Source organism: Methylobacterium nigriterrae (genome assembly GCF_037106235.1).
Lineage (GTDB): Bacteria > Pseudomonadota > Alphaproteobacteria > Rhizobiales > Beijerinckiaceae > Methylobacterium > Methylobacterium nigriterrae.
Genome location: NZ_JBAWTG010000063.1, coordinates 1 through 20,217 on the forward strand (window position 1 = coordinate 1; position 20,217 = coordinate 20,217).

Annotated in this window: 22 protein-coding genes and 3 pseudogenes; 10 read left to right on the forward strand and 15 right to left on the reverse strand. The window is 63.2% G+C overall.

Annotated elements, in window-relative coordinates:
• Window positions 1-213: 213 nt before the first annotated feature.
• Window positions 214-468 carry a hypothetical protein gene (locus WDW90_RS24040; RefSeq protein ID WP_336489999.1) on the reverse strand — a complete coding sequence of 85 codons (255 nt, stop codon included), beginning with the start codon at window positions 466-468 and terminating at the stop codon, window positions 214-216.
• On the opposite strand from WDW90_RS24040, the pseudogene WDW90_RS40815 reads away from it, so the two are divergent.
• Window positions 464-625: pseudogene (locus WDW90_RS40815) on the forward strand (ATP-binding protein); the annotation flags it as partial. The gene WDW90_RS24040 and the pseudogene WDW90_RS40815 overlap by 5 nt on opposite strands.
• Before the next feature lie 430 nt (window positions 626-1,055).
• Here WDW90_RS40815 and WDW90_RS24050 read toward each other — a convergent pair.
• Window positions 1,056-1,202 (reverse strand): hypothetical protein, encoded by a 147-nt coding sequence (locus WDW90_RS24050; protein ID WP_336490000.1) that lies wholly within the window; start codon window positions 1,200-1,202, stop codon window positions 1,056-1,058.
• A 1,471-nt stretch (window positions 1,203-2,673) separates the two neighbouring features.
• On the opposite strand from WDW90_RS24050, the gene WDW90_RS24055 reads away from it, so the two are divergent.
• From WDW90_RS24055 to WDW90_RS24065, 3 genes are all read left to right on the forward strand, one after another.
• The gene (locus tag WDW90_RS24055; protein WP_336490001.1) at window positions 2,674-3,162 is read left to right on the forward strand and encodes a YciE/YciF ferroxidase family protein; all 489 of its coding nucleotides are present in this window, start codon (window positions 2,674-2,676) and stop codon (window positions 3,160-3,162) included.
• A 21-nt stretch (window positions 3,163-3,183) separates the two neighbouring features.
• Window positions 3,184-3,810, forward strand: coding sequence for a hypothetical protein (locus WDW90_RS24060; RefSeq protein ID WP_336490002.1), 627 nt, complete (start codon window positions 3,184-3,186; stop codon window positions 3,808-3,810).
• A gap of 741 nt (window positions 3,811-4,551) precedes the next feature.
• Complete coding sequence (locus tag WDW90_RS24065; RefSeq protein ID WP_336490003.1) at window positions 4,552-4,725, forward strand: hypothetical protein; 174 nt, start codon at window positions 4,552-4,554, stop codon at window positions 4,723-4,725.
• An 82-nt stretch (window positions 4,726-4,807) separates the two neighbouring features.
• Here WDW90_RS24065 and WDW90_RS24070 read toward each other — a convergent pair whose 3' ends face one another.
• The 3 genes from WDW90_RS24070 to WDW90_RS24080 form a co-directional block, all read right to left on the reverse strand.
• Complete coding sequence (locus WDW90_RS24070; RefSeq protein ID WP_336490004.1) at window positions 4,808-5,044, reverse strand: hypothetical protein; 237 nt, start codon at window positions 5,042-5,044, stop codon at window positions 4,808-4,810.
• A 254-nt stretch (window positions 5,045-5,298) separates the two neighbouring features.
• The gene (locus WDW90_RS24075) at window positions 5,299-5,892 is read right to left on the reverse strand and encodes a hypothetical protein (RefSeq protein ID WP_336490005.1); all 594 of its coding nucleotides are present in this window, start codon (window positions 5,890-5,892) and stop codon (window positions 5,299-5,301) included.
• 33 nt (window positions 5,893-5,925) lie between these two features.
• A complete protein-coding gene (locus tag WDW90_RS24080; protein WP_336490006.1) occupies window positions 5,926-6,555 on the reverse strand; it encodes a hypothetical protein in 630 nt (209 codons plus the stop codon).
• A 372-nt stretch (window positions 6,556-6,927) separates the two neighbouring features.
• Here WDW90_RS24080 and WDW90_RS24085 point away from each other — a divergent pair, with 372 nt between their 5' ends.
• Entirely contained in the window at window positions 6,928-9,561 is a 2,634-nt protein-coding gene (locus WDW90_RS24085; protein ID WP_336490007.1) for a bifunctional DNA primase/polymerase, read from the forward strand.
• On the forward strand, window positions 9,545-10,462 hold the full coding sequence (locus WDW90_RS24090) for a hypothetical protein (RefSeq protein ID WP_336490009.1): 918 nt from the start codon (window positions 9,545-9,547) through the stop codon (window positions 10,460-10,462). Before WDW90_RS24085 ends, WDW90_RS24090 begins: the two co-directional genes overlap by 17 nt.
• A 99-nt stretch (window positions 10,463-10,561) precedes the next feature.
• Here the strand turns inward: WDW90_RS24090 and WDW90_RS24095 are convergent.
• The 4 genes and pseudogenes from WDW90_RS24095 to WDW90_RS24110 form a co-directional block, all read right to left on the reverse strand.
• Window positions 10,562-10,630: pseudogene (locus tag WDW90_RS24095) on the reverse strand (recombinase family protein); the annotation flags it as partial.
• Between the two features lie 264 nt (window positions 10,631-10,894).
• Entirely contained in the window at window positions 10,895-11,986 is a 1,092-nt protein-coding gene (locus WDW90_RS24100) for a transglycosylase SLT domain-containing protein (RefSeq protein WP_336490010.1), read from the reverse strand.
• 33 nt (window positions 11,987-12,019) lie between these two features.
• Window positions 12,020-12,391, reverse strand: a complete 372-nt coding sequence (locus WDW90_RS24105; RefSeq protein ID WP_336490011.1) for a hypothetical protein — start codon at window positions 12,389-12,391, stop codon at window positions 12,020-12,022.
• A gap of 40 nt (window positions 12,392-12,431) precedes the next feature.
• Window positions 12,432-12,764: a hypothetical protein gene (locus WDW90_RS24110; protein ID WP_336490012.1), complete on the reverse strand. Its 333-nt coding sequence runs from the start codon at window positions 12,762-12,764 to the stop codon at window positions 12,432-12,434.
• Window positions 12,765-13,140: 376 nt separating this feature from the next.
• Here WDW90_RS24110 and WDW90_RS24115 point away from each other — a divergent pair, with 376 nt between their 5' ends.
• A complete protein-coding gene (locus WDW90_RS24115; protein WP_336490013.1) occupies window positions 13,141-13,323 on the forward strand; it encodes a DUF1236 domain-containing protein in 183 nt (60 codons plus the stop codon).
• Window positions 13,324-13,391: 68 nt separating this feature from the next.
• Here the strand turns inward: WDW90_RS24115 and WDW90_RS24120 are convergent, their stop codons facing one another.
• Together WDW90_RS24120 and WDW90_RS24125 are read right to left on the reverse strand one after the other, a co-directional pair.
• A complete protein-coding gene (locus WDW90_RS24120; protein WP_336490036.1) occupies window positions 13,392-14,117 on the reverse strand; it encodes a sigma-70 family RNA polymerase sigma factor in 726 nt (241 codons plus the stop codon).
• Between the two features lie 544 nt (window positions 14,118-14,661).
• Window positions 14,662-14,844 (reverse strand): annotated as a pseudogene (locus WDW90_RS24125) (DDE-type integrase/transposase/recombinase); the annotation flags it as partial.
• Between the two features lie 288 nt (window positions 14,845-15,132).
• Here WDW90_RS24125 and WDW90_RS24130 point away from each other — a divergent pair.
• Window positions 15,133-16,575: an immunoglobulin-like domain-containing protein gene (locus WDW90_RS24130; RefSeq protein WP_336490015.1), complete on the forward strand. Its 1,443-nt coding sequence runs from the start codon at window positions 15,133-15,135 to the stop codon at window positions 16,573-16,575.
• 192 nt (window positions 16,576-16,767) lie between these two features.
• Here the strand turns inward: WDW90_RS24130 and WDW90_RS24135 are convergent, their stop codons facing one another.
• Both WDW90_RS24135 and WDW90_RS24140 read right to left on the reverse strand, forming a co-directional pair.
• Window positions 16,768-16,896 (reverse strand): hypothetical protein, encoded by a 129-nt coding sequence (locus tag WDW90_RS24135; protein ID WP_336490016.1) that lies wholly within the window; start codon window positions 16,894-16,896, stop codon window positions 16,768-16,770.
• 35 nt (window positions 16,897-16,931) lie between these two features.
• Window positions 16,932-17,246: a hypothetical protein gene (locus tag WDW90_RS24140; RefSeq protein ID WP_336490017.1), complete on the reverse strand. Its 315-nt coding sequence runs from the start codon at window positions 17,244-17,246 to the stop codon at window positions 16,932-16,934.
• 1,013 nt (window positions 17,247-18,259) lie between these two features.
• On the opposite strand from WDW90_RS24140, the gene WDW90_RS24145 reads away from it, so the two are divergent.
• On the forward strand, window positions 18,260-18,442 hold the full coding sequence (locus tag WDW90_RS24145) for a hypothetical protein (RefSeq protein ID WP_336490018.1): 183 nt from the start codon (window positions 18,260-18,262) through the stop codon (window positions 18,440-18,442).
• Between the two features lie 86 nt (window positions 18,443-18,528).
• Window positions 18,529-18,747 carry a hypothetical protein gene (locus WDW90_RS24150; protein ID WP_336490019.1) on the forward strand — a complete coding sequence of 73 codons (219 nt, stop codon included), beginning with the start codon at window positions 18,529-18,531 and terminating at the stop codon, window positions 18,745-18,747.
• Between the two features lie 95 nt (window positions 18,748-18,842).
• Here WDW90_RS24150 and WDW90_RS24155 read toward each other — a convergent pair whose 3' ends face one another.
• Both WDW90_RS24155 and WDW90_RS24160 read right to left on the reverse strand, forming a co-directional pair.
• A complete protein-coding gene (locus WDW90_RS24155; RefSeq protein ID WP_336490020.1) occupies window positions 18,843-19,262 on the reverse strand; it encodes a DUF6894 family protein in 420 nt (139 codons plus the stop codon).
• Between the two features lie 195 nt (window positions 19,263-19,457).
• On the reverse strand, window positions 19,458-20,093 hold the full coding sequence (locus WDW90_RS24160; RefSeq protein ID WP_336490021.1) for a Crp/Fnr family transcriptional regulator: 636 nt from the start codon (window positions 20,091-20,093) through the stop codon (window positions 19,458-19,460).
• Between the last annotated feature and the right edge of the window lie 124 nt (window positions 20,094-20,217).

Below are 20,217 nucleotides of genomic sequence, written 5' to 3' on the forward strand. Positions count from 1 at the left end.
GCACCCGCTGAAGTGGCCCCACCCCTTCACTAAGACAGAGCACACCTTCCAGAACCTGAAGGCTGTCGTGCATTGGCTCGGAGACGCGACCGTTGTTCGCCCCGATCATGCCGAGGAAGCGAACTGAGGTGACGGGCATAGAACAAGCTGGCGGGATGTTTCCGGCTCACCACATCACTCGCCCCACAGATTGATAGCGCGAAGCTTTTCGCATCAGCCCTGCCGCGGTGGCGCTGCATAGACCCAGCCAGAGAGGGTTGTTGGCGGCGCCAGAAGCTTGATGTCGAGCCCGCAGGACGGCTTGTAGGTCTCTCCACGCACCAGACGGGTGAGGGCGGCCTCTGCCGTATCGCAGCAGCCAAGCGGCTCGTCCTCGAAAAGGATGACGAAGCGCTGCGTGTTCGCCAGGCGCATCATCTCGATGCGAAACGCACCTTGCGGCGTGTCGCAAAGCCAGAACCCGCTCATCGCGCGTTCCTCCCGTGTTTTGGGAAACCAACTCGCCAGGATGGGCGCGAGTTCGAGCGACGCGAAGATGACGACGGCCTTGCTCGACCGTCTGACCCATCACTGCGATATCCTGGAGACGGGCAACGTCAGCTGGCGGCTGAAGACCCGCGGCTGAGCGGCAGAGATCGTGGATTGCAGCCGGCCTGGTGGGTCCCTTTTGCAAGCCGATCCCGGGTCCCGATTGGACGCCGATTGACACCGAGGTGGAACTGGTGAGCCATGTTCGCCTCCCCAGGCGCTGAAGCGCTCGGCAGCCTAAGGGCGGAACGCTGCATCGTCTTCTCACCGTTCCATCCGGTACGCGGCCAGTAATCCTGATGCGGAACCCCTTACGCGCTCTTGGCGCTAGCGACACCTCGGGCTCGTGCGGACCCGCAGCTGCCGGGGTACTAGGAAGGACCCTCGAACCAGAGGGGAAGCGACCAACCTTCGTTGGTGACAGGCGTTCAGGGGCTCATCAGGGTGCTTTAGCGTCTGCCACCCAGCGCTGTGAAAGGGGATGCGAACTGGGCGTCATAGAGCCAGCGAGCAGATCATGAGGGCGATCATGCATCCGCTAGCTTGCTCTGCGTCGCTTCTAGCGTCTGTTGCTGGCAGCGCAGATCCTTCAACTCATCCAAATGGCGCCACAGCCGCTGCTTCGCTTCGGTGATGTCCGCCCCGACCGTCATCAGAGCCAGGATCGAGGTCATCTCCACCCTCGCGTACATTTCGGCCGCAGAGATCCGGCATTTCACATCGCCCAGCGCTCCGACAGGAGATTGAGGCTGAGGAGGGTCCTTGAGCCCAAGATGAAGTAACCAGCCCACCTGCACCCTTCCCCAGCCGAGGATTGCACTGAAGGCGGAAATTTTAGCCAAGCAACCCGCGCTTCGGCGGCTGGATCGTGCCGAGTTTTCCGGTGAACAGGTCAGGACGACACTGCCATGGCGTATTATCCCGCTTGTGGGCTCGCGGACCCCATTCTCATTGCTTGTCGAAACCTTAACAGGTTCAGCCAGTAAATTCGATCATCCAAAGGAGCTAGAGATTTGTCGTTCATCCTGCAGGCGAAATCGCTGCCGGAACGGACTGTCAGACGCCACGCAAAGCGGCAACTTCTCGTTAACTTGCAGGAGCGAACCTGCTCTCGACGGCGCTCCTGAAGAGCAGCCCGTCGGCCCTTTAGGGCCTGAAGAGTTTGGTGTGCTGCCACTCCCAATGCGCGCTGCCCGGCGCGCTCGGAGGGCAGGGGCATTCCGGTTCATGACGCCCAAGTCCTGGCGTCAGCTGCTGTCGCTTCGCGCGGTCGCGGTGCGGGAGAGGTACACACCTCCTCTTCAGTCAGAGTTGAAGGACAGCCCCGAGCAGCAACGGGGCGCCCAGCAAGGCAATCGCGATAGCTACGCGAATTCGGCTGAGCGTGATGCTGCGCCCGGCTCTGTTGTCGTTTGCAGCCCGTCCGAGCGTGGGCCTGAGCAGATAGCAACTCACCACGGAATCCGTGCCGCGTGGCCGGGCATGCGCGAGCCAGCGCGTCCGAGCAGTGCACATGCGGTGCCCCCCGCGTTTCCTTGTGTCGTTGAGGCCTACGCTACTCCCAGCCGTAGCCGCAGCAAGCACTCAGATGGGTGACGGGAGTGGTCGCTCAGGTATGCAGGGGCGGCCTGTCCGTTCTGGTCGCCGCGATCCGCCACCGTGGGCAGTCCGGCGAGCCGTCACGCTCGGCCAAGCCTTGCCGCTCCAAGGCCTCACACATCTGGTGCGCGATGGCTGCCCGGGCCCGCGTCGGCAGGCGAGCTCGCACGGCAATCTGGAAGGCGGTGGCGAACTCACTGGTGAGGACGTCGAGAACCCGGCGAGCGCAGGGCGAGACGGCGTGGCCCTTGACCACGTCATTGCCAAAGCCCGCAGGCCGTCCTTTTCCCACCGCTCGTGCCTCGTCTGATCCACTTCCCGTCGGCCGAGCACAGCAGCCGCAGGGGCTGTTACTCACTCGCCGGGGCTACTCAAGCCAGATCGGCGCTTCATGGTTGCCGGGCAGAGAAGAAAAACAGTCTACGAGACCAGGGCGTTTTCGGCTTCCATCGGGGTCAGAAGGGCCACACTCCCTGGGCGCCTGGAACGAACGTAGCGAGCCCTGGTTGGGCGGACAGCGACACCCGCATTCCGAGGAAGCTCATAATGGCCGGCAAGGACCTGAATGCCCTGTTCCTGCACCAGCTCAAGGATACCTACTTCGCCGAGAACGCCATCCTCAAAGCCCTGCCCAAGATGATGGAGGCGGCGCAGTCCAAGGATCTCAAGGTCGCGCTCGGCGTGCATCAGAAGGAGACCGAGGAGCAGGTGAAGCGCCTCGATCAGGTGTTCAAGAGCCTGGGCGAGAAGGCTGAAGGCGTCGAGTGCAAGGCCATCCAGGGCATCATCGCGGAAGGCCAGGAGGTCATGGACGAGTTCGGCGGCAGTGACGCGGCCGATGCCGGTATCATCGCGGCGGCCCAAGCCGTGGAGCACTACGAGATCACCCGCTACGGCACCCTGATCGCCTGGGCCAAGCAACTCGGTCAGAGCGAGGCTGAGGGGCTGCTCAAGCAGACGCTGATCGAGGAGGAGAACACGGACGGCGTGCTCTCCGATCTTGCCGAAGAGGCCATCAATCCCAAAGCGGCCTGACGCATAGCGGGAGGAGCGATCATGCGTGTTCTGGCGGTTTTGACGCTCCTCTCGGCAGTGGCTCTGCTGCCGGCGGCAGGGTTGGCGCAGGATGGCCAGCAACAACCAGCAGCGCCAGCGCCGGCGGCCACTGGCGGGTCGGGATCTGGCAAACCTGCCAACCTCTGCCAGGAGCTCGCAGCCTTCGTGCATCAGCCGGACGCGGCTGCGAAGTCGGACGCCAAACCAAAGGATCTCTCGACCGCCGTACAGGGCAAGAGCGCGGGCGAGCCTGCCTCGAAGCCGAGCGACAGCAGCGGCGCACCCCAGCAGACCTCTGGCCAGAGCGGGCAGGTCACCTCGTCCGGGCCCGGCGCGGCGGGTCCGCAGGGTGACGCGCAGAACAAGGTTGCTCCTCCTGGTTCGACGGCGACAGCCGCTGCGCCGCCCAAGGATGCTCCAGCGCCGACTGCAGCGGCTGCTCCGGCGGCGCCGAAGCCGTCGCCCGAGGCTGTTCAGCAGATCGAGACTGCTGCGGCCAGTAACGACCAGCGCGGCTGTCGCGAGGCAGCCCAGAAGATGCGACGGGCCGGCGTGGCGATGCCCGCCCCCTTGCTGGCGCTCTCCGCGATGGACCCGAAGCTGTTGGAGGCTGCGCAGCGGCCTTGACCGGCTGCGGAACAAGACGGAGCGCTGTTCTGCCTGAACGACGGCTCAGGTTCCTGCGTTGTCATGGCGGGCTTTCGCCGAGATCTCCCACCATGCTCCGCTATGTTCTCGTTCTCGCGCTTCTGTCCGCGCCGGGGCCGGCGCTTGCGCGTCCCGTGCAGGCTCCGCCGAAGGTCGTCAAAGTGGCGGCCGCTCCCATGCCGGCACCTGTCTGCACGCATGTCCGCCAGAAGTCTTTTCGTCAGACGGAGGGCTGGTCCGTGAAAACCGTCTCGCTCGCCTGCAAGGCAGTGACAGCGGCGGTCAGCCATCCCGGGGGCAAGAGCTTCACGAGCTTGCGCTCAGGCGCCAGCCGCGGATCGAGATAGCCGCGGTCGGTGCGGCCGTCCCAACTGACAGAGTGGGCGTTATGGACCCATCCACTTCGCGGAAGTGGAGTTATGGGACGGGCTCCTCGGTGAAAGCAGCCTAGAGGCAGGGTCACTGACCGCGACGCCGCATCGGGGGTGAAGCAGGTGCGGCGGGTTGCCTTCCACCCCGCCGTGAGCGCCAGTGCATGAGGCGGCGGGGATTAAATTCTTGCAGTGCGGCCTCAATGCGCGTCAAGACAGAATAACAGCCTCAGTGATCTACATCACACTTCAGAATATGAATTCATTATCATTAGAAATCCGTCCTCATTTGGGCGTATAATTTATAGGATCGATATATACTCTCCGATCTTAGCTATAGGAGTTGTCGATGCGCGCGCTAAGCTTGCTCGCCGCGGCCTTCGTGCTGGCCGCCGCTGCATTCTGGGTAACGATGTTGACGACGCCGCCGAAGTCGGATGCGGCTCTTCGCTCCGGGATCAACATTCAAGAACTGACGATCAAAGCACACCCGAACGAGGGCCAGCCTTACGACGCGTTTTAGCCCTTACATGCGCGCGAGGCCGCGCAATTCGCATAACCAGCGCCCTGCCCTTCGCGTAAGGGCCTCTATGGGGCCGGATGCTTCATGGCATCGCTGCCGTGAGCCGCGCGATGGTGCTGAGGATGATCTGCCGATCCTCGTACCACTCGTCTAGGGTCTCTTCGAGCGTCACGAGCAGGCGCCTAGCCTCAGCCGTGTCGTGCCGATCCTGAGCCAAGCGCGCGATCAGTACGACCTGATTGGTGACACGCCTCCTGCCCTCAGCAATGTGCCGGTCCGCTTGGGCAAGGCGCTCGCGCTCTTGTTGGAGGTCGGGCATGGCGAACCCTACGCTCATTTTAGGGCTTCGTCTCGCGCGCGTGAGGCCGCACGCAATTCGCAGTAGGGCCATTATAGAAACCGGCAGCGCTTGGGCCGCGCTCAGGCGTAAGGCCCCCCAAACACCCAGTACGCCAATTAGAACCGCGCGCATGACCGTCTCCTGCTGGGTCACCTCAGTAGACGATCTCAGCCCCGCCGATCCGCGGGTTGATCGCACGCATGTCATGCTCCTGTTCCGACCTCGCCGGCCCGTCACCGGCTGCAAGATTTGAGGCTGATGGTCAGTGACGAGAGGGGACCATCGAAGACGTAGTCCTCGAACGTCTCAGCTCCGCGGGTAGGAGGCGCCCATGCCACGTTGAACTGCTTCGGCTCTCCTGCCGCCGCGCTGGAGGCGCTTACGAATGGGACGGCAGGCCAGTGCTGCCGCTTCACGATAAAGTGGCCAGCTGAGCCGACGATCTCGTAGGCCTCCGGCACCCCGTTGGAGCCTGTGTCGTTGCCGCGCGTGAAACGCGCGATCCGGAACGTACGTCCGATGAGGTCGGGGCGCTGAATGGCATTGGCCATCGCGTACCGGAAATGCGTGTCCTTGACCGTCAGGACGGCCTTGTCGGCCGGGCAGCTCTTCGGCGTAGCTACGGCCCCGCTGACGCTGAGCGTTGCTCCGAGCAGGCCGATCAGAACCGCGCGCGTCATCGGCAGCAGCATGGCATAGGGCGCATACCTGTTGATGAAGTCCTGCTTGAAGTCTGCAAGCCTCGACCCGTCCGTGCCGTACCGATTGGCCGGGATCGCGTACTTCAGCGCGTCGGCATAGGTGAAGTTCGGTTGGGTTTGCGCCATAACCGGGCTCTCAGACTGACCCAGTAGAGCGGGCTATTTGCAGGAAGATGGTCGGAGCGAAAGCCCTTCAAAATCTTCGTTGAAGATATGGAAGACACCATTGACCCGCGCGCGCTCGCCGGCCGCGGAGCGCTGCTTCGGGTTGATACTCTTGATGGCCTCGGGCGTTGCCCTCTCCAGCCGCCCATAGTCGGCCGGCATGCCGTAGCGGCTGTACGTCTCTGTCAGGACGAACTTGCCGGCCTCGCCCTCAAGGAGGGCGACCACGTAGCCGTCTGACTTGAAGTCATTGACGGGCGGGCTCTCAAGACGGTCGAACCGCGTTTCTACTTTGGCGACCCGGAAGCGCTTACCCTCGAATTCGGGAAGGCCGCTTGCGATCAGCTCAAGCCCGTCAAGTTTGCAGCCAAGGCGCGCGGCGCTTGTGTCGGCCTGCGCCACGCCGCAAGCCAGAACTGCCCCGACCAGACCCACCCAGACCGCCCGCATGCTCATCCCCTGCCGCTGCCCGCGGCCTTGCGCAGGATCATCGCCGATCTTGGCCGTGCGGGCGAGAGGGCAGAGTGCGGGGACTGTGAGGGAATAGGAATTTGAACCTGCAACGGTATTAGGAAAATGGAGCGTCGACCCGAACGTCGAAATGTCCGGTGCCGGATGCTGCATCGGCCATGCTGTTGCTCACGGGAGCTGATGCCAGCAGAATCTCAATATGTGGTATTTTAACTCTTGATAGCCACAAAATCTATGGCATCCTGCGCCCGTACCGCTCGGTACGGCAGAGACGTCGCGCATGATGCCGAGACGCATGACCGCGTTGGATCACCCGATGCGAGCAGTCGCTGATAGCGCTTGAAGGTCCAAGTCGCTGAGGCTGATTGGCAGCATGCACCAGAGCTTGAAGTGCCCGGTGCGGCAAGGCTTGCCTCTAGGAGCGGGCGCCTGCTGCGGGCCAGCAGTCACAGTCCCGCATCCTCCCAACCTCACCCCTAAAGAAAAAGCCCCGGCGGAGAACCGCACGGGGCATAAGGCTTTGATATGCTTGAAGAAGATACGCCGAACGCCTCGTCCGGTCAAGCATCGTCGCGTGACGGTGCCTCGCCCCGTCTGTCTGCTTCGGGCGTTCCAGGGCTGACACCGACACAAGTCCGCTTGAAAATATGCCAGAACGGCTTCTCGAACATTTCCATCCACACGCACCTGAACGCCGACCCGAAGAAGGCTGGCAAAGCGCCTAACGAACTGGACTGGCAGCGGAAGGCTGCGTTCGGGGCCCCGCTGACGACGCCCGAGGAAGTCATCGCGCGGAAGCCGACCGAAACACGCGCACCCAGTACTGGCATCCTGTGCGGCAACCACGTCGGCATTGACCTGGATTTCCTCGTCCACGCCGACGTGGCCGAAGAGGCGTATGCCATGGCGTTCCGCCACTTCGGGGTGACGCCCTTTGTTCGCCAGGGCCAAGCCCCGAAGGTGCTACTCGTTTATCGGGCGGCCGAGCCAATTGTGAGCACGGGCCGAAAGGCCGCTGACGGCTCCGGAGACGGGGTCGATATCCTCGCCTGCGGCAAGCAGTTCGTGGCGTTCGGCATCCACCCGAAAACACGGCAGCTCTATCGGTGGATTGGCCCTAAGAACCCTCTAACCGCCTCGCCGGACGCTGCCCCTGAGATTACGCAGAAGCAGGTTGACGCCTTCCTGTTCGAGCTGAGCCGCCTGATTGAGCTCAACAAGGGCGGTAGCCGCAAAAAGGGGAAGGCTGGTGGATCACCTCAAGTCACGCGTGATCCCGTCTCGGGGCTCATCATTGATGGGCGCGAGGGGTACCTAGCGACGGTCATCTGGCGCAGTGCGTGCCAGATCGTGGACGAGGGCGAGGAGCTTACCGTCGCGAATCTCTCGGATCGTGCCTGGGCCGCATTCGCACAATCAGCCGACCTGAAGGATGGGAAGTGGACCCGTGCCTCAGCCGAGACGAAGGCCGCAGAGCTGATTGGGCGCTTGCAACGCGGGAACAAGACGATCAAGCCGGCCCCTAAGACTGTCGAGCCTTCCTACGCCGATAACCGTCGGTCCCTTGAGGAAGCTGAGGCAGCCGTGGAGCAGGTTATAGGGACGTTCTTTCGCGAGCACGTACCCGCGTTCAAGCAGCTGCGTGAAGCCCATAAGGCCGCTCTGACACTGGCTGCAGAAACCGGTGAGGAGCCACCCGAAGTGCCGGTCCCCACCTCGTGGGGCGCCCGCATCGAGACAGCTGTCGGCAAGACTGAGCGGGCGATCGTGGACGCTGTGGGCGCCGCGCAGGCCAACATCACGGTTGTTCTCACCGTGCCGGATCACCGGCTCAGTAACGAGCTCGCCAACCGCATTCGGTCGAAGACTGGCGCCGAGGCTCGTGTCTACTACGGGTACGAGCGTCCCGATCCTGAGTTGCCTGGCCAAGCTATGTGCTTGAATTTAGAGGCATTCCGCGATGCGAGGGATGCTGGTGTCTCCAAGATCGCGGGAGCCATCTGCGAGAGGCGCGTCGAGGGCAATCTGATCCTGCAATGCACGCTCATTGAGAAGTGCGGGATGCAGCGGCAGCGCGCCGCTAAGCCCCTCATCTGGATCGTGCCTCACGCGCTCCTCTACAGGCAGCGGCCCTCATACATCCCGGAGCCCGACGCCATTGTCATTGACGAGGGCTTCGTTCTGGGCGCGCTGCCCGACCAGCCGGCAATCTTCACGCTCGACGCGATGGAGGCTTGCGACTTCACCGTACAAGCCGGAGGCATCGAGCTCATCCTGGACTCGAACGATTTGGAGGTGGCCCGGGCCAGTTTCATGCGAGCGCTGCGGGCGCATGAGGGTGACGGTCCGCTCCGTCGCGAAATCCTCCTCAGGCACCGTGTCACAGCGGCTCTGGCGGCATCGGCCTACCGCTTGGAGTGGAAGCGAGCGCTGGACCCAGGGATTGCGCCCGGCATGGAGCCTGACGGGCGAAAGAAGCGGGCAGCCAAGGTGGGCTGGCACAACGCACAGGTGAAGCAGTGGGCGGCGATCTGGGCTGAGGTCGACGCATTCCTGTCCGGTGATGCCGAAAAGTCCGGACGGCTATCCCTGCGGTTCGACACGAGAGCGGGAGTGCGCCAGTTGGAGCGCCGCTCTCTCTCCATCATCCGCTCTTCCTGGTCCGCACCGACACTCTGCCTTGACGCCACCCTGCCGGAAACGCCGCTGCTCGAGGCGGTTATTGGGCATCGTGTTGAGATGCAGGCTGACATCTCGGTCCGTTGGAGCCCGCACGGCATCGTCCGGCAGATCGTCCGAGCCCCCGTGAGCAGCTCTAAGCTCGGCCTGGTTCCAGATCACAGCCGGCAGGCTGATCCTACTGTGGTTGGCGACCTGCTGCGGCTGATCCGCTTGCGCGCCGCCCTGGTCGGCCCTGATCGAGACGTGCTCGTCATCGGCCCAATGCGGCTCACCGAAAAGTTCGAAGCGGCCGGGCTACCTGAGAACGTCAGCTGTGGCCACTTCAACGCCATTGCCGGTCAGGATCGCTGGAGGAACGCGGCATCGCTGATCTGCATCGGTAGGCCGTTGCCCGGCCCGCGTGAGGTGGAAGGGAATGCCGGTGCCATTACAGGGCGCGCTCCAGAGGCGATCGAGGACAATGAGCGCGGACAATGAGCGCGGACGCTCCTGGTACGAGCCGCTCGTCGGCGGCATCCGGATGGCGACGGGCGAGGGCTATGCGGTTGACCACTACCGGCATCCCGATCCGCTCGCCGAGGCGCTCAGGTGGCAGATCTGCGAGTCCAACCTCGTGCAGGCAATCGGCCGATTGCGCGCTCAGCGTCGGGGGGCAGAAAACCCCTACTACCTGGACATCATCAACGACGTGCCGCTGCCCATCAGCGTTGACGCTGTTGAGGTCTGGGAGAGGGTCAAACCTGGCCGCTGGGCCGACATGGCGCCCGCCGGCATACTGCTAACCAGCGCAACCGACGTGTTGCGGGCTTTCCCGGGTCTGGGCCTGACCTTCAAGGCCGCCCGGGCGCTGGTTGATGACCTGAGAGTTGCCCAAACACCTAAAAGGGATTCCCTTAATGGAGTTGGGGCAACTCTCACGGAGATCAGCTACAAGCGCCGCGGGCGGTTCAAGCCCACCGCCGCAATCCTGCTCCCCAATGCCCCGAAGGATGTCAGGGCGTGGCTCGAGGAGCGCTTGGGACCGCTCGACTGGGTGCATGATCAGAACGGTCAAGCCTTTGGCTCTGCTCACAAAAGTAGGAGTGGTGCTAAGGCCAAGCCCATGGCAAAGGCGGCCGGCGAAGAGGCAGCGAGGACAGCTCCTAAACCAGCCGAAAGGCCGCACATATGCGACGCCTCCCCTGAACCAGCGCAGGGTGGAAGTGGATACCTGAAAGTGGACACTCCCGTCCAAACTGGACACCCGCGTAGCAGGGCTGCAAAGCAACGTGCCGTGCTCGCTCTGCTGCGTTCGGGCCTATCAAACCGCGAGGTAGCCCGGCGGGCCGGTGTGAGCCCGCAGACGGTCGGAAATGCCAGGCGCAAGACGGCTGCTTGAAGCGAGGCAAGCTGTCCGCGGCAGGCCAATCCGGGCCTGCCGCAAGCTCGGAAACGAGCCTACCGGAACGGCCACGCGTTCAGCGCTGGGCTCATGCTGTCTCAGCGCGTCGCGCTGGAGGTCGAGGTTCTGGTCCTGGGTGGAGACACGGGCGTAGCCGACGAGCATGTCAGGATAGTGGCCCAGCCACGTTTTCCTGTCAGTAGTTTTCCAGTCACGGTTTCCTGACACAAACGGGGCTGTTTGGGAGGGCTCGCGAGACGCTCCTCGCCGATGACAGGAAAACGGTCGTTTTTCTTACACAGCGTTGCTATGCAGTCGGCGCAGATCCTTATCCAATCTGATCGGCACTGCTACGCCAATGGTCCGGTGTCACGTAATCGCAAACGGCCAGCCCCTGCCGGCTTCCGCCAAGCGGACAGGCCTGAGCGCTTAGGTTCTCAAGACAATGCAGGCGCCACCTCCGGTGCGGATCCGGCCGCAGAGTTCGTCGGCGGCCTGCCGGCTCTGCGCCGGGATGCGGATGCGGTAGAAGGCCTGAGTGCCGCGGGTACGCAGGCGCGTGCCGATGATCATCGGACGTGCTCCGCCGATCACCTTCGCGTAGCTTGCCTGCGCTCGCGAGAAGCTCTGGAGCGCGAGGAACTTCGAGAAGTTGGCTGCGAGCTGAATGCCCCACGGTCCCCAGGGCGGGGCAACCGGCTTCTCGCTCGGACTCGCCCCTTTGTTCGGGCTGGCAGCAAAGCGATCGCCGCGCGACGGGATGCGCAAGGCTGCGGTGACCTGTAAGCAGGTTTGCTGACTCCGAACCTGCTGATCAACTCTGGGTTTCTCGGTCCTGCCGCTCTTCCGAGTTGCGTCCTCACCCCTGGATCCTTCAGTCTTCGTGGTCTGCCCGCCCGGCTTCGCGTCCTGCGCCTGGATGACCGTACTCTTACCGACTGGCTTGGCTTCTGGCAGCTTCGCCTCGCTGCTTGCTTCGCCCTCCCGCCAATCCTCGACTGACCGCCCGGTGACGGCGAGAACATAAGCGCGGGTCTCGGCCGGCAGCCCACCTGAGCCAGCGATCCAGTTGGTCACGCGAGCAGGACCACCGTTGTAGGCGGCTGCGGCCAGCCCGAGATTGCCAAAGCGGCGTTTGAGGTCGCGCAAAAGGCGCGCCGCGTGCGGGATCGCTTGTTCGGGGTCGAACGGGTCGAGAAGCCCTCGCTCCTGCGCGGTTCCGGGCATGAACTGCGCTACGCCCTGCGCGCCGACCGGGCTGACAACACTCACCCGAAAACTGCTCTCGCGCCAGATCAGGCGGGTCAGAAAGGGCACCGGCAGACCCTGTGCCTTGGCTGATCCATCGATCAGACGGCAGAGTGCCTGCTCTACCGTCTCAGTCGCGCCCTGAGATGGGGCGGCGGAGACAGGCGCGGCGAGGAGGAGGAGGCTGAGGAGAGCCGGATACGTGAGAAGGAGCTTCAGCAAGGGTGACGCGAGGTCGGACGAGGGACGTTGAGCGAGCGGGAGGCCGCGCATAGAGCTCCGCCTCCTACTCGGTGTGCTCTTCGGTTACGGCTTCGATGGCGCGTTCCCCGATCCCGTGTTCGCGCTTCCTGAGACTGGAAGCGAGCGCGCTTTATCGAGCAGGGTGGTGGCAGCATCCACGCAGTCCTTCAACGTTTCACGAGGACCGCATCTGACATTGATCTTCGCGTCGCCGATCTTCATGTGAAACGAGGAGCCGCCCCTCGGCGCGTCATCCGCATAGCCGTGCCGATAGCCACGCTCTCGATCCTCATTGGGGTGGTATCGCATGTCATCTTTTCTGCTGTCGCCTCGGTCGTATGATCCACCTCTGTCATCATCCCGGGATGAGCTTTGAGCGAGCGCCGGCAGGGGCAGCAAAAGAAGGCAAGCTGCAGTAATAAGGGCCTTGCTCATTTAAGTTCTCCGCAAATTGGGCCTTGGAAACTCTTGTGAGTTATCGGCAGTTTTCGCGATACCGACGGCAGTTGCCTGCCCCCTGCTCGCCGAGCTCATCTTTGTGGAGGCAGGCCTGACGCAGTTCCCGGCACATGTCGCGAGAGGGGCGGCGTCGCTCACATGTTTCGCGGTATCGCCGGCAGTTGCCTTCGCCCCGTTCACCCAAGGCGTCCTTGTTCTCGCAGGCACGCCGGAGCTGCTCACATTGACCGCCGCGACCGCCTCCGAAGCGAACACCGCCCGGTCCGATCTCGATTCCCTGCGAGAAGGCTGAAATCGGCGAGATGAAGAGTGCCGCTGCAGCAGCAATGCCGAGTGCATACGAGCGCATGACGTCGCCTCCTGTTTTGTGAAGGACGCAACAAGGGGCTTGCGGAAAGGGTTCCGGCGCGTGCTCCTGGAGGCTGCCTACTCCCGCCGGCCGGTCCTCTATGATTGTACTGGGTCGCGCCTCTCGTTGGCGAAAGAGCAGTTTCCGGAAACTTCAAAAAGGCTCGAATTCTGTTCCATACACCCGCAGGCATCAAATCCGCTTGAGCAGCTGCGCCTTCCGGCTGGCGTTACCGTAGTCCGCCCATAATCGATCGCAGGTCGGCTGAGGAGTCTGACGCAGCTGATCGAGAGTGTTGGCAATGTCCTGCTTGAGTGGTGTTGCGGCCGGTGAACTCTGCCCACTGCGCCCTCCTTAGTCGTACGCACTCCCACCCGTGAAGCTGAAGGAGCGGGTGACGGTCGGCTCGACGGTTCCAGCAAACGTGACCTTCGAGCCGTTGCCCTCGACCATCGTGACCGAGAACCCGCGCCTGAAGGGCTACAGCTATTTCTCGTCGGACAGCGGCACCTACATAGTTGATTCCGGCTCGCGCCGCGTGATCGCCACCATCGACTGAGATCAAGCGGGCTGCCGGCCACGGCTGGCAGCCCCTCTGTCTCTTGAGCAGGACTGCCGCTTGCTCGGCTAAGCCGAGATCCGGGCCGCAGGCATATCCAGGGATTGGGCCAGGAACGCCCGCGCGCGGCTGACCCGGCTCTTCATCGTGCCCACCTGGCTGCCTGTTACCTCGGCGGCGGCCTCGTAGGTCAGGCCTTGCGCGCCCACCAGCAGCAGAGCCTCGCGCTGAAGCGGGGGAAGCTGCTCGAGCACGGCCCAGACCTTCTGCAGCTCGATGCCGTGCTCCTGGGCAGCCGGTGTGGTCAGCTGTCCCGCCATCACGCCATCCCCATCCTCCACCTCACGCTTGCGCTTGCGGCAGTCGGTATAGAACTGGTTGCGCAGGATCGTGCAGAGCCACGCCTTGAGGTTGGAGTCGGGCCGGAAGCGATGCTGGTTGGCCCAGGCCTTGAGCAGCGTCTCCTGAACGAGATCGTCGGCCCGCACCTCGTTCACCGTCAGGGACATCGCGAAGGCGCGCAGGCTCGGCAATGCGGCGAGGAGATCGTCACGGAACCTCGCGTCGGTCGTTGCGCCCTGGCTGACCAGAACCGCATCGAGCCGCTCGATCAGCGAGCAGAGGTGCGAGGGCTGCGCCTCAACCACCATCGCGGCGTAGAAGCCCCGCAGTTGCACGCCGAGATAATTGCGCAAGGCTGCCGGTAGACGAGGCCGTTGGTCGAGCGTCCCGTCATTCGGAGACGCCGTGCCCTGGTGGCTCGCGTGGCTCAGGTTGCGTTTGCGGACCCACATCATCCAGCAAAGCTCATACAGGACGATGGTTCCATGCCCGGTTTCGCGAGATCGCGGACCGTGACATTGCCGTCACTGCAACCCTTAGGACCTGATCGGCGTAACCCCGGCCATGGCGCGGATCGTGACGTACAAGGTCTTTGACCGATCTGACGGGCGGTTCGATGTCGTGGTGGTCCTCGGCACAGGCTCGCTGCATCAGCGGGCCGGGTTCATGACCTTGGCCGAGGCCGAGGAGTGGATCGACGGCCTGCGGGTGCTCATGGCCGCCTGCGGCGCGCCCGTGATCGCGTGGACCGGCGCAGCGTCAATGGAGGGTGCTGCGCGCTCCCGTGAGGCACGCAGTGGAGCACGTCCAGCTCGCGCCGCTCGATCTCAGCCTCGGCAGCGGCGCGAGCCTGTGCCTCAGACGGGTACGGCCTGTCGGAGCGACGAAACTGCTGGCCGCGGCCGCGAGAAGTCCAAGTGACAACGAGAACGGCTTCGAGTTCAGGTCAGCCAACCGGACTTGGCTGACCTGATCGGGATCTCGCTGGTGCACGTCGCCGGCAAACCCGAAGCCCTTGCGCAGCCACAGCATGGCCTCGAAGCCCTGGATGGTGCGCCGCGCCGTGCTGAACGACCGGAAGCTGCCGACCCGCGGCATGTTCTTCTTCAGCCGGAAGTGGTCGCTCTCGATGCCCTGCTGCAGGTGTTTGGTCACGTAGTGGATAGGCGTGCGCGCCAGTGCAGGGCACACGCAGGTTCCAGTAAGTAAGCTCCCGGGGGCGCCGCGCAGGCCTACTCCAAACCACAGAGACATCCAGCTCGAACGGGTGTCCAGTGGGCCTGGAACGGTCCATATGAGCAAGCCGCATCGGACCGAGGGCGCTCTCAAAACTTGCCCGCTGAAATGTCGTCCGAAGTGGCGATAGCCTGTAGAGTGAAATAAATAGTGTATCGGTTCGGTTTCGGCTCTGGACGATTTTAGCCTCGTCTATAACCATGGCTCAGAGGGGGGCGAGGAGGCAAGGCTATGGTTACGACAGCAACGATCAACGGCCAGAATGGTAGTAATTGGCAAGTAACCCTTCCTGACGGAGTTACACTCTCGCAGAGCGGTGTGACGACTGGGCCCTACTTCCTCGACGCCGCACATCCTGTCCTTACTTTTAACTACAAGTACGATCTTTCAGCGGTGTTCGGGCCGACTCTCGCGCATGGGATTGCATCTATCGAATTCAAAGATCTGGTCGGAGGCGGCGAGAACAACGACCAAGGCAACGGCTTGCGCGGACAAATCGCCATCAACATTGTCAACGATCTAGGAGTGCCGTTGGGGACCAGCACCGGTGAACCGTTCCTGATCTATCTCGGAGACCTGCAGTCGGACTCAGAGAATACCCCCAATATATCCCACCCTCTCTACGCTCACTTCCACGGTGTCGGGACGAGCTATGGTAGTCTAAAGGCTAGCTCCGGAACCTTCTCTGGTGCAGGCACCCCGGGAGCACCCGACAAGATTGATCTAACCGGCATCGTCGCGGCCGGCACCACCGCCAGCATCGGTCCCTTCACCCTGCATGAGCGCGACCAGGCAAACAGCGACGATAGCTTCTCGCTGAACTTTTTCCCGACCATAGACACGATCAGTCCCGGAGACTTCGCGAAGTTGCAGGCGCAATGGGATGCGCTGCATCCGCCAGTCTACTCCATTGCCAACGCGGCCGACGTGTTCGAGGGCAGCAAGCTTATTTTCACGGTCAAGGGCACCAACGCAGTCAGCCAAGATGTCACGATTACCACCGACCACGGCAACGTCACGGTCAAGGCCGGCCAGACCACTGGCACTCTCGAGGTGCAGACCCAGGACAACACAACCTTTGGGCCCAATCCGGACGTGACCGTCACCTTAACAGGTACAGTTGTCGGCGCAATTGACCCAGCGGCTAAGACGGCTATCGGCCACGTCAAAGACAATGATATCGCGACCCCGCCTGAGCATCTGAACCCAGTGTACCGTTTTTTCGACTCCGCAACGCAGGACCATTTCTACACAACGAGCGCAGCCGAGAAGGATGTTATTCTGAAGACGCTGCCTACGTACCACTATGAGGGTGCACAGTGGGATACTCCGGACAAGGGGGCTGGCACCATCGACGTGTTCCGCTTCTTTGACAGCACTCACAACAGCCACTTCTTCACTACCAGCGTCGCCGAACGCGACTTCGTCATCCAGACACAGCCCAACTATCACTTTGAGGGGGTAGCGTTTGAGGCCTACGCAAATGCGAGTGCTGCGGGCTCCGGAGCGCTGACGCTGGAGCGGTTCTTCAACACGAACACGGGGCTGCACCACTACTCGGCCAGCGCCAGCGAAACAAACGGCATCAAACAGGGCGCAGCAGGTCCCGGCTGGATCGACGAGGGCCCGGGCTTCATCGTGCACGTGCCGACCGATGGCATGCTGAACGCCTGAGCGGACATCTGTCCTGCAGCTTCGGGTATGGGCTGAGTACTGGCTCATGCCCGAACCTACTGGATGGCATGCTCCATAACGCCCAATCCGCGAAGGCAGGCGCGATGGCTGGGCGAACTACACGTACTCACGCGCAGGGCAGACCTCGCGCGGGAACGGCCCTCAAGCCACGGTGCCGAGCGATGAGGCCGGCTAATGCTCGATGATGTCGCGGAACGGGTCCAACCTGTCGTCCAGGCTCGTGAGGCGGTCGGCACGGCTCGGCTCGACAAGCACCAGGGCCACCAGGAGGAACAGCACGGCAACGACGAGAAGGGCCATCGGGACGAACTCCTCAGCAGCTCAGAGGACACGCCTCACAGGGTTTTCGACTGGTAGGCAGGCCGGCGAACCGGAAGCAGCCACCAGCGGCTTGACCGTGATTGAGCCGGGGCAACAGGCGGGGCTGCGACCTGCCGGGCCAGAGCGGCGCGATGATCCTGCATCAGCTGCAGGGTACGCCGCATCGCCTTGAGGATGATGTGCGCGCTCATCAGCCGGTGCCCCTCAGAGGCAGCGGCTTGGCTGATCGCGCGCACGCGCTCCTCGGCCTGTGCGAGGAGAGCGGCGCCCTCCTCAAGGCAGTGGTCCACTTCCGCAAGTGCGTGCAGCTGACCTGGCGGCGTGGTCATGACAAGTGCCCCCTTCCGGACGGCAGAGGCTGGCTACGGGCAGATGCCGAAGGCGCCGCAATGATCCGGTGCGGCTCTGTCGGCGTGGCTCGACGGCGGTGCGACCGCAGCGTGAGAGGTCGGTGGATCGGTGAGGATCGTTGCCCAGAACGCACCAGCAGCCAGCACGAAGGCTGCGGCGCACAAGCTTAGCGCACGCATCTCGCAGCTCCTGACTTCACTGAGACGGGACTCTACTTAGGTCATGCGCAGAATCAACACTCTAAGTTAGTTTTTTGCCAGTAAGATGGCGTACACAATAGTACGGATCTGCAGAGCCACAGCAATGTTTGGGGCGTGATATTCTCGTGGCCTCCGCACATTCTTACGTCTGCCACTTCGGCTCTCACTTGATCGGCAGAGCCAATCTGGCGTGGGCTGGGCTTGAGAGCTCCAAACTCTGGAAGAATGGCGCGAGCAACGACAGCATATGCCGGGACCGTACACCGAGGGACCCTCATGCGGCTCGCTTCGGCTGCACCTTGAGGCGTCCGGTTCCTACGGCTTGCCAGTCCCGGCCGCGGCACACAGCATCCTCGTGCGCCCTGAAGCGACACAGGGTGGCAGGCACCGGCCGCGCCCGTGTTCTCCCAAGGTCGCGGTGTTGCGGTTGGTGCCCCCGCCTCCGAGGTCTCCTGCATCTCGAAGCGTCCGTTTCCCATAAACGGCCCTGCGTGAGCTGGGCGGCTCCATAACGCTCAATCCGTGCGAATGGGCCGGGATCGCACGGCATTTTGATTTCCAGACACCCAAACCTAACAGGTTTAAGTGCCTGGAAAACCGTCGTTTTCCAGGCATGGCGTTTTGCGCCGTTTGGAACGGTCCATTGGAGCAAGCCCCATTGGAACGCTGGCAAAGGCGGGTAGGCCGCCGCGATGCCCGGCGCTTGCATCGTTGAGTGGGTCGATCGCGTTCTGTTCGTCACAGGGCGGTTCAGATCCATGGTGGTGTCCGGTCAAGACAGGTTGCAGCGCTTGGCCCTCATGATCGCGGAGGCCGAGCGCGAGCACCGCGTGCAGCTTGCCATCCTCACTTACCTGCTGAGCCGGGGGGACAGCGCCGAGGACCCGAAGATGAAGCTCTCCGTTCTCGACGAACTGCTCGACCACCTGCGTGAGCGCCAGCAGCACCTCCAGGCGGGCGGCATGGAACACTGATCACCTGTCGGGGCGGCGCATATTGCGGAGGTCGAGCGGCGGCTATGGCGCTATTTTTCGAACCGCTGACGATTGCATGAGGGTTCATGCCTAAAGCCGCCCGTTGCAGAGCCTTCCTGATCACTGTCATTCAGCGCCACGAGGAGCGCAGAACCTACGCGGTCATGAAGGCGACCGCAGAGGAAGCACTGGAGACCGTCCGCTCGATGTCGGTTCTGGGCACGAGGGCCTATCTTGTTGGCGCCTTATCTCGGGATACGGTGCGCCAGCTCAAGCTCAAATGCGATGACGTGCGGTTCGTCTGAGCCAGTGCGATCCAGCCCGAGGAGAGAAGGCAGCAGCTTCGATAACGCCCAACCCGCGTGTGGTGTCTGCAGACCATGCCCGGCTTAGATCCGTCTCAGAGCAGCCAGTTGGGCTTTCTGTTCCGCACCTGGAAGCTCGCCACCTCCTCGCGCGCCTGCGCGAGGTTGCCCCGCAGCTTCGCCGTCTCGTCCCGGATCGACAGCGTCAGCAGATCCAACTGGTCGAGCAGCACCTGTGTCTCAGGCGAGATCGCCGGCGGCCCTGGACGAGATGGCTTCTGCGCCCTCCTGACCCGCTCCAGAAATGGCACCTCTATCAGGAGCAGATCGGCCCCATCGCAGATCTCGAGGCTGCAGGCGCTCGGGTCGTGCCCCTCCGCGATCAGCTCGGCTGCCAGCTTCGGGATACTCGCACAGGCATCCAGGTAGGCCGCCTCCAGGCTCGGGTACGCGGTGCCGATCTCGTCCCGCTCCAGACCCTCTGCCGTGCGAAGATGCGTGTAGAAGTGGGTCATCGCGTTCGCTGCCGTCGGCCGGTACGAGCCCGGCGGATGCATGGTGCGGCGGCGGCTCGCCCCAAGGCAAGACGCAGCTGCCGCCGTTCTCTCATGCGCCGCCCTGCTCCAGGTTCAGGTAGGCCGGGTCAAACTCGGCAAGACGCGCGAGAGCCGGCCAGTCTTCGATGGCCAGCCTGCCGCTGTGAAGCGTGATCAGCCCCTGCGTCGCAGGTCCTGCAGCATTCGGTTCACGTGCACGTTCGACAAGCCCGTTGCATCGCCGAGATCCTGCTGCGTGACCGGGAACGTGTAGCGATGCTCCTGGGCCAGCCCCACCGCCTGCAGCTTCAGGTACAGCTCGCACAACATGTGGGCGAGGTGCTCGGAAGCGGTGCGGCGGCCGAGCCCCAGCATCCACTCGCGGAAGATGCCGGCATCGATCAGCGTGGCGCGCCAGAACAGGGCTGCGATGTTGGGAAAGCGCGCGGTCAGCTCGCGCAGGCTCTCGTGCGGGACGAAGGCGAGCGTCGTGTGCGTGAGCGTGCAGAAGCTGTGGTCCAGAACCGGCACGTGCAGGCTTTGCAGATCGGGCAGATCGCCCGGTACATGGAAGGCGAAGATCTGCCGGCGGCCCTGGCTGATGATCTTGTAGCTGCAGACCCAGCCGTCGAGGACGAGGAAGCAGTGCGAGGGCCGCTCCCCTTCGCGCACGATCTCCTGTCGCGGCTCGAGAACCCGCACCGTGGCGGGCAGGCGCTCGATGGCCTGCCGCTCTTCCGGCGAGAGGGGGCCGATGCTCCCGAGCTTGCGCAGGAGCACTGTCAGTGAGTAGTCGGCGGTCACACTCATGGGTACTCACGCAACGGCACGGGGACGCGCCGCGTCCAGCCGCTGGCACTTGCGCCGACGAAGCCGACGCGAGTGTAAGATAGATTGCACACAAGCAGGTGCACAATTAACTTGGATCAGCCCG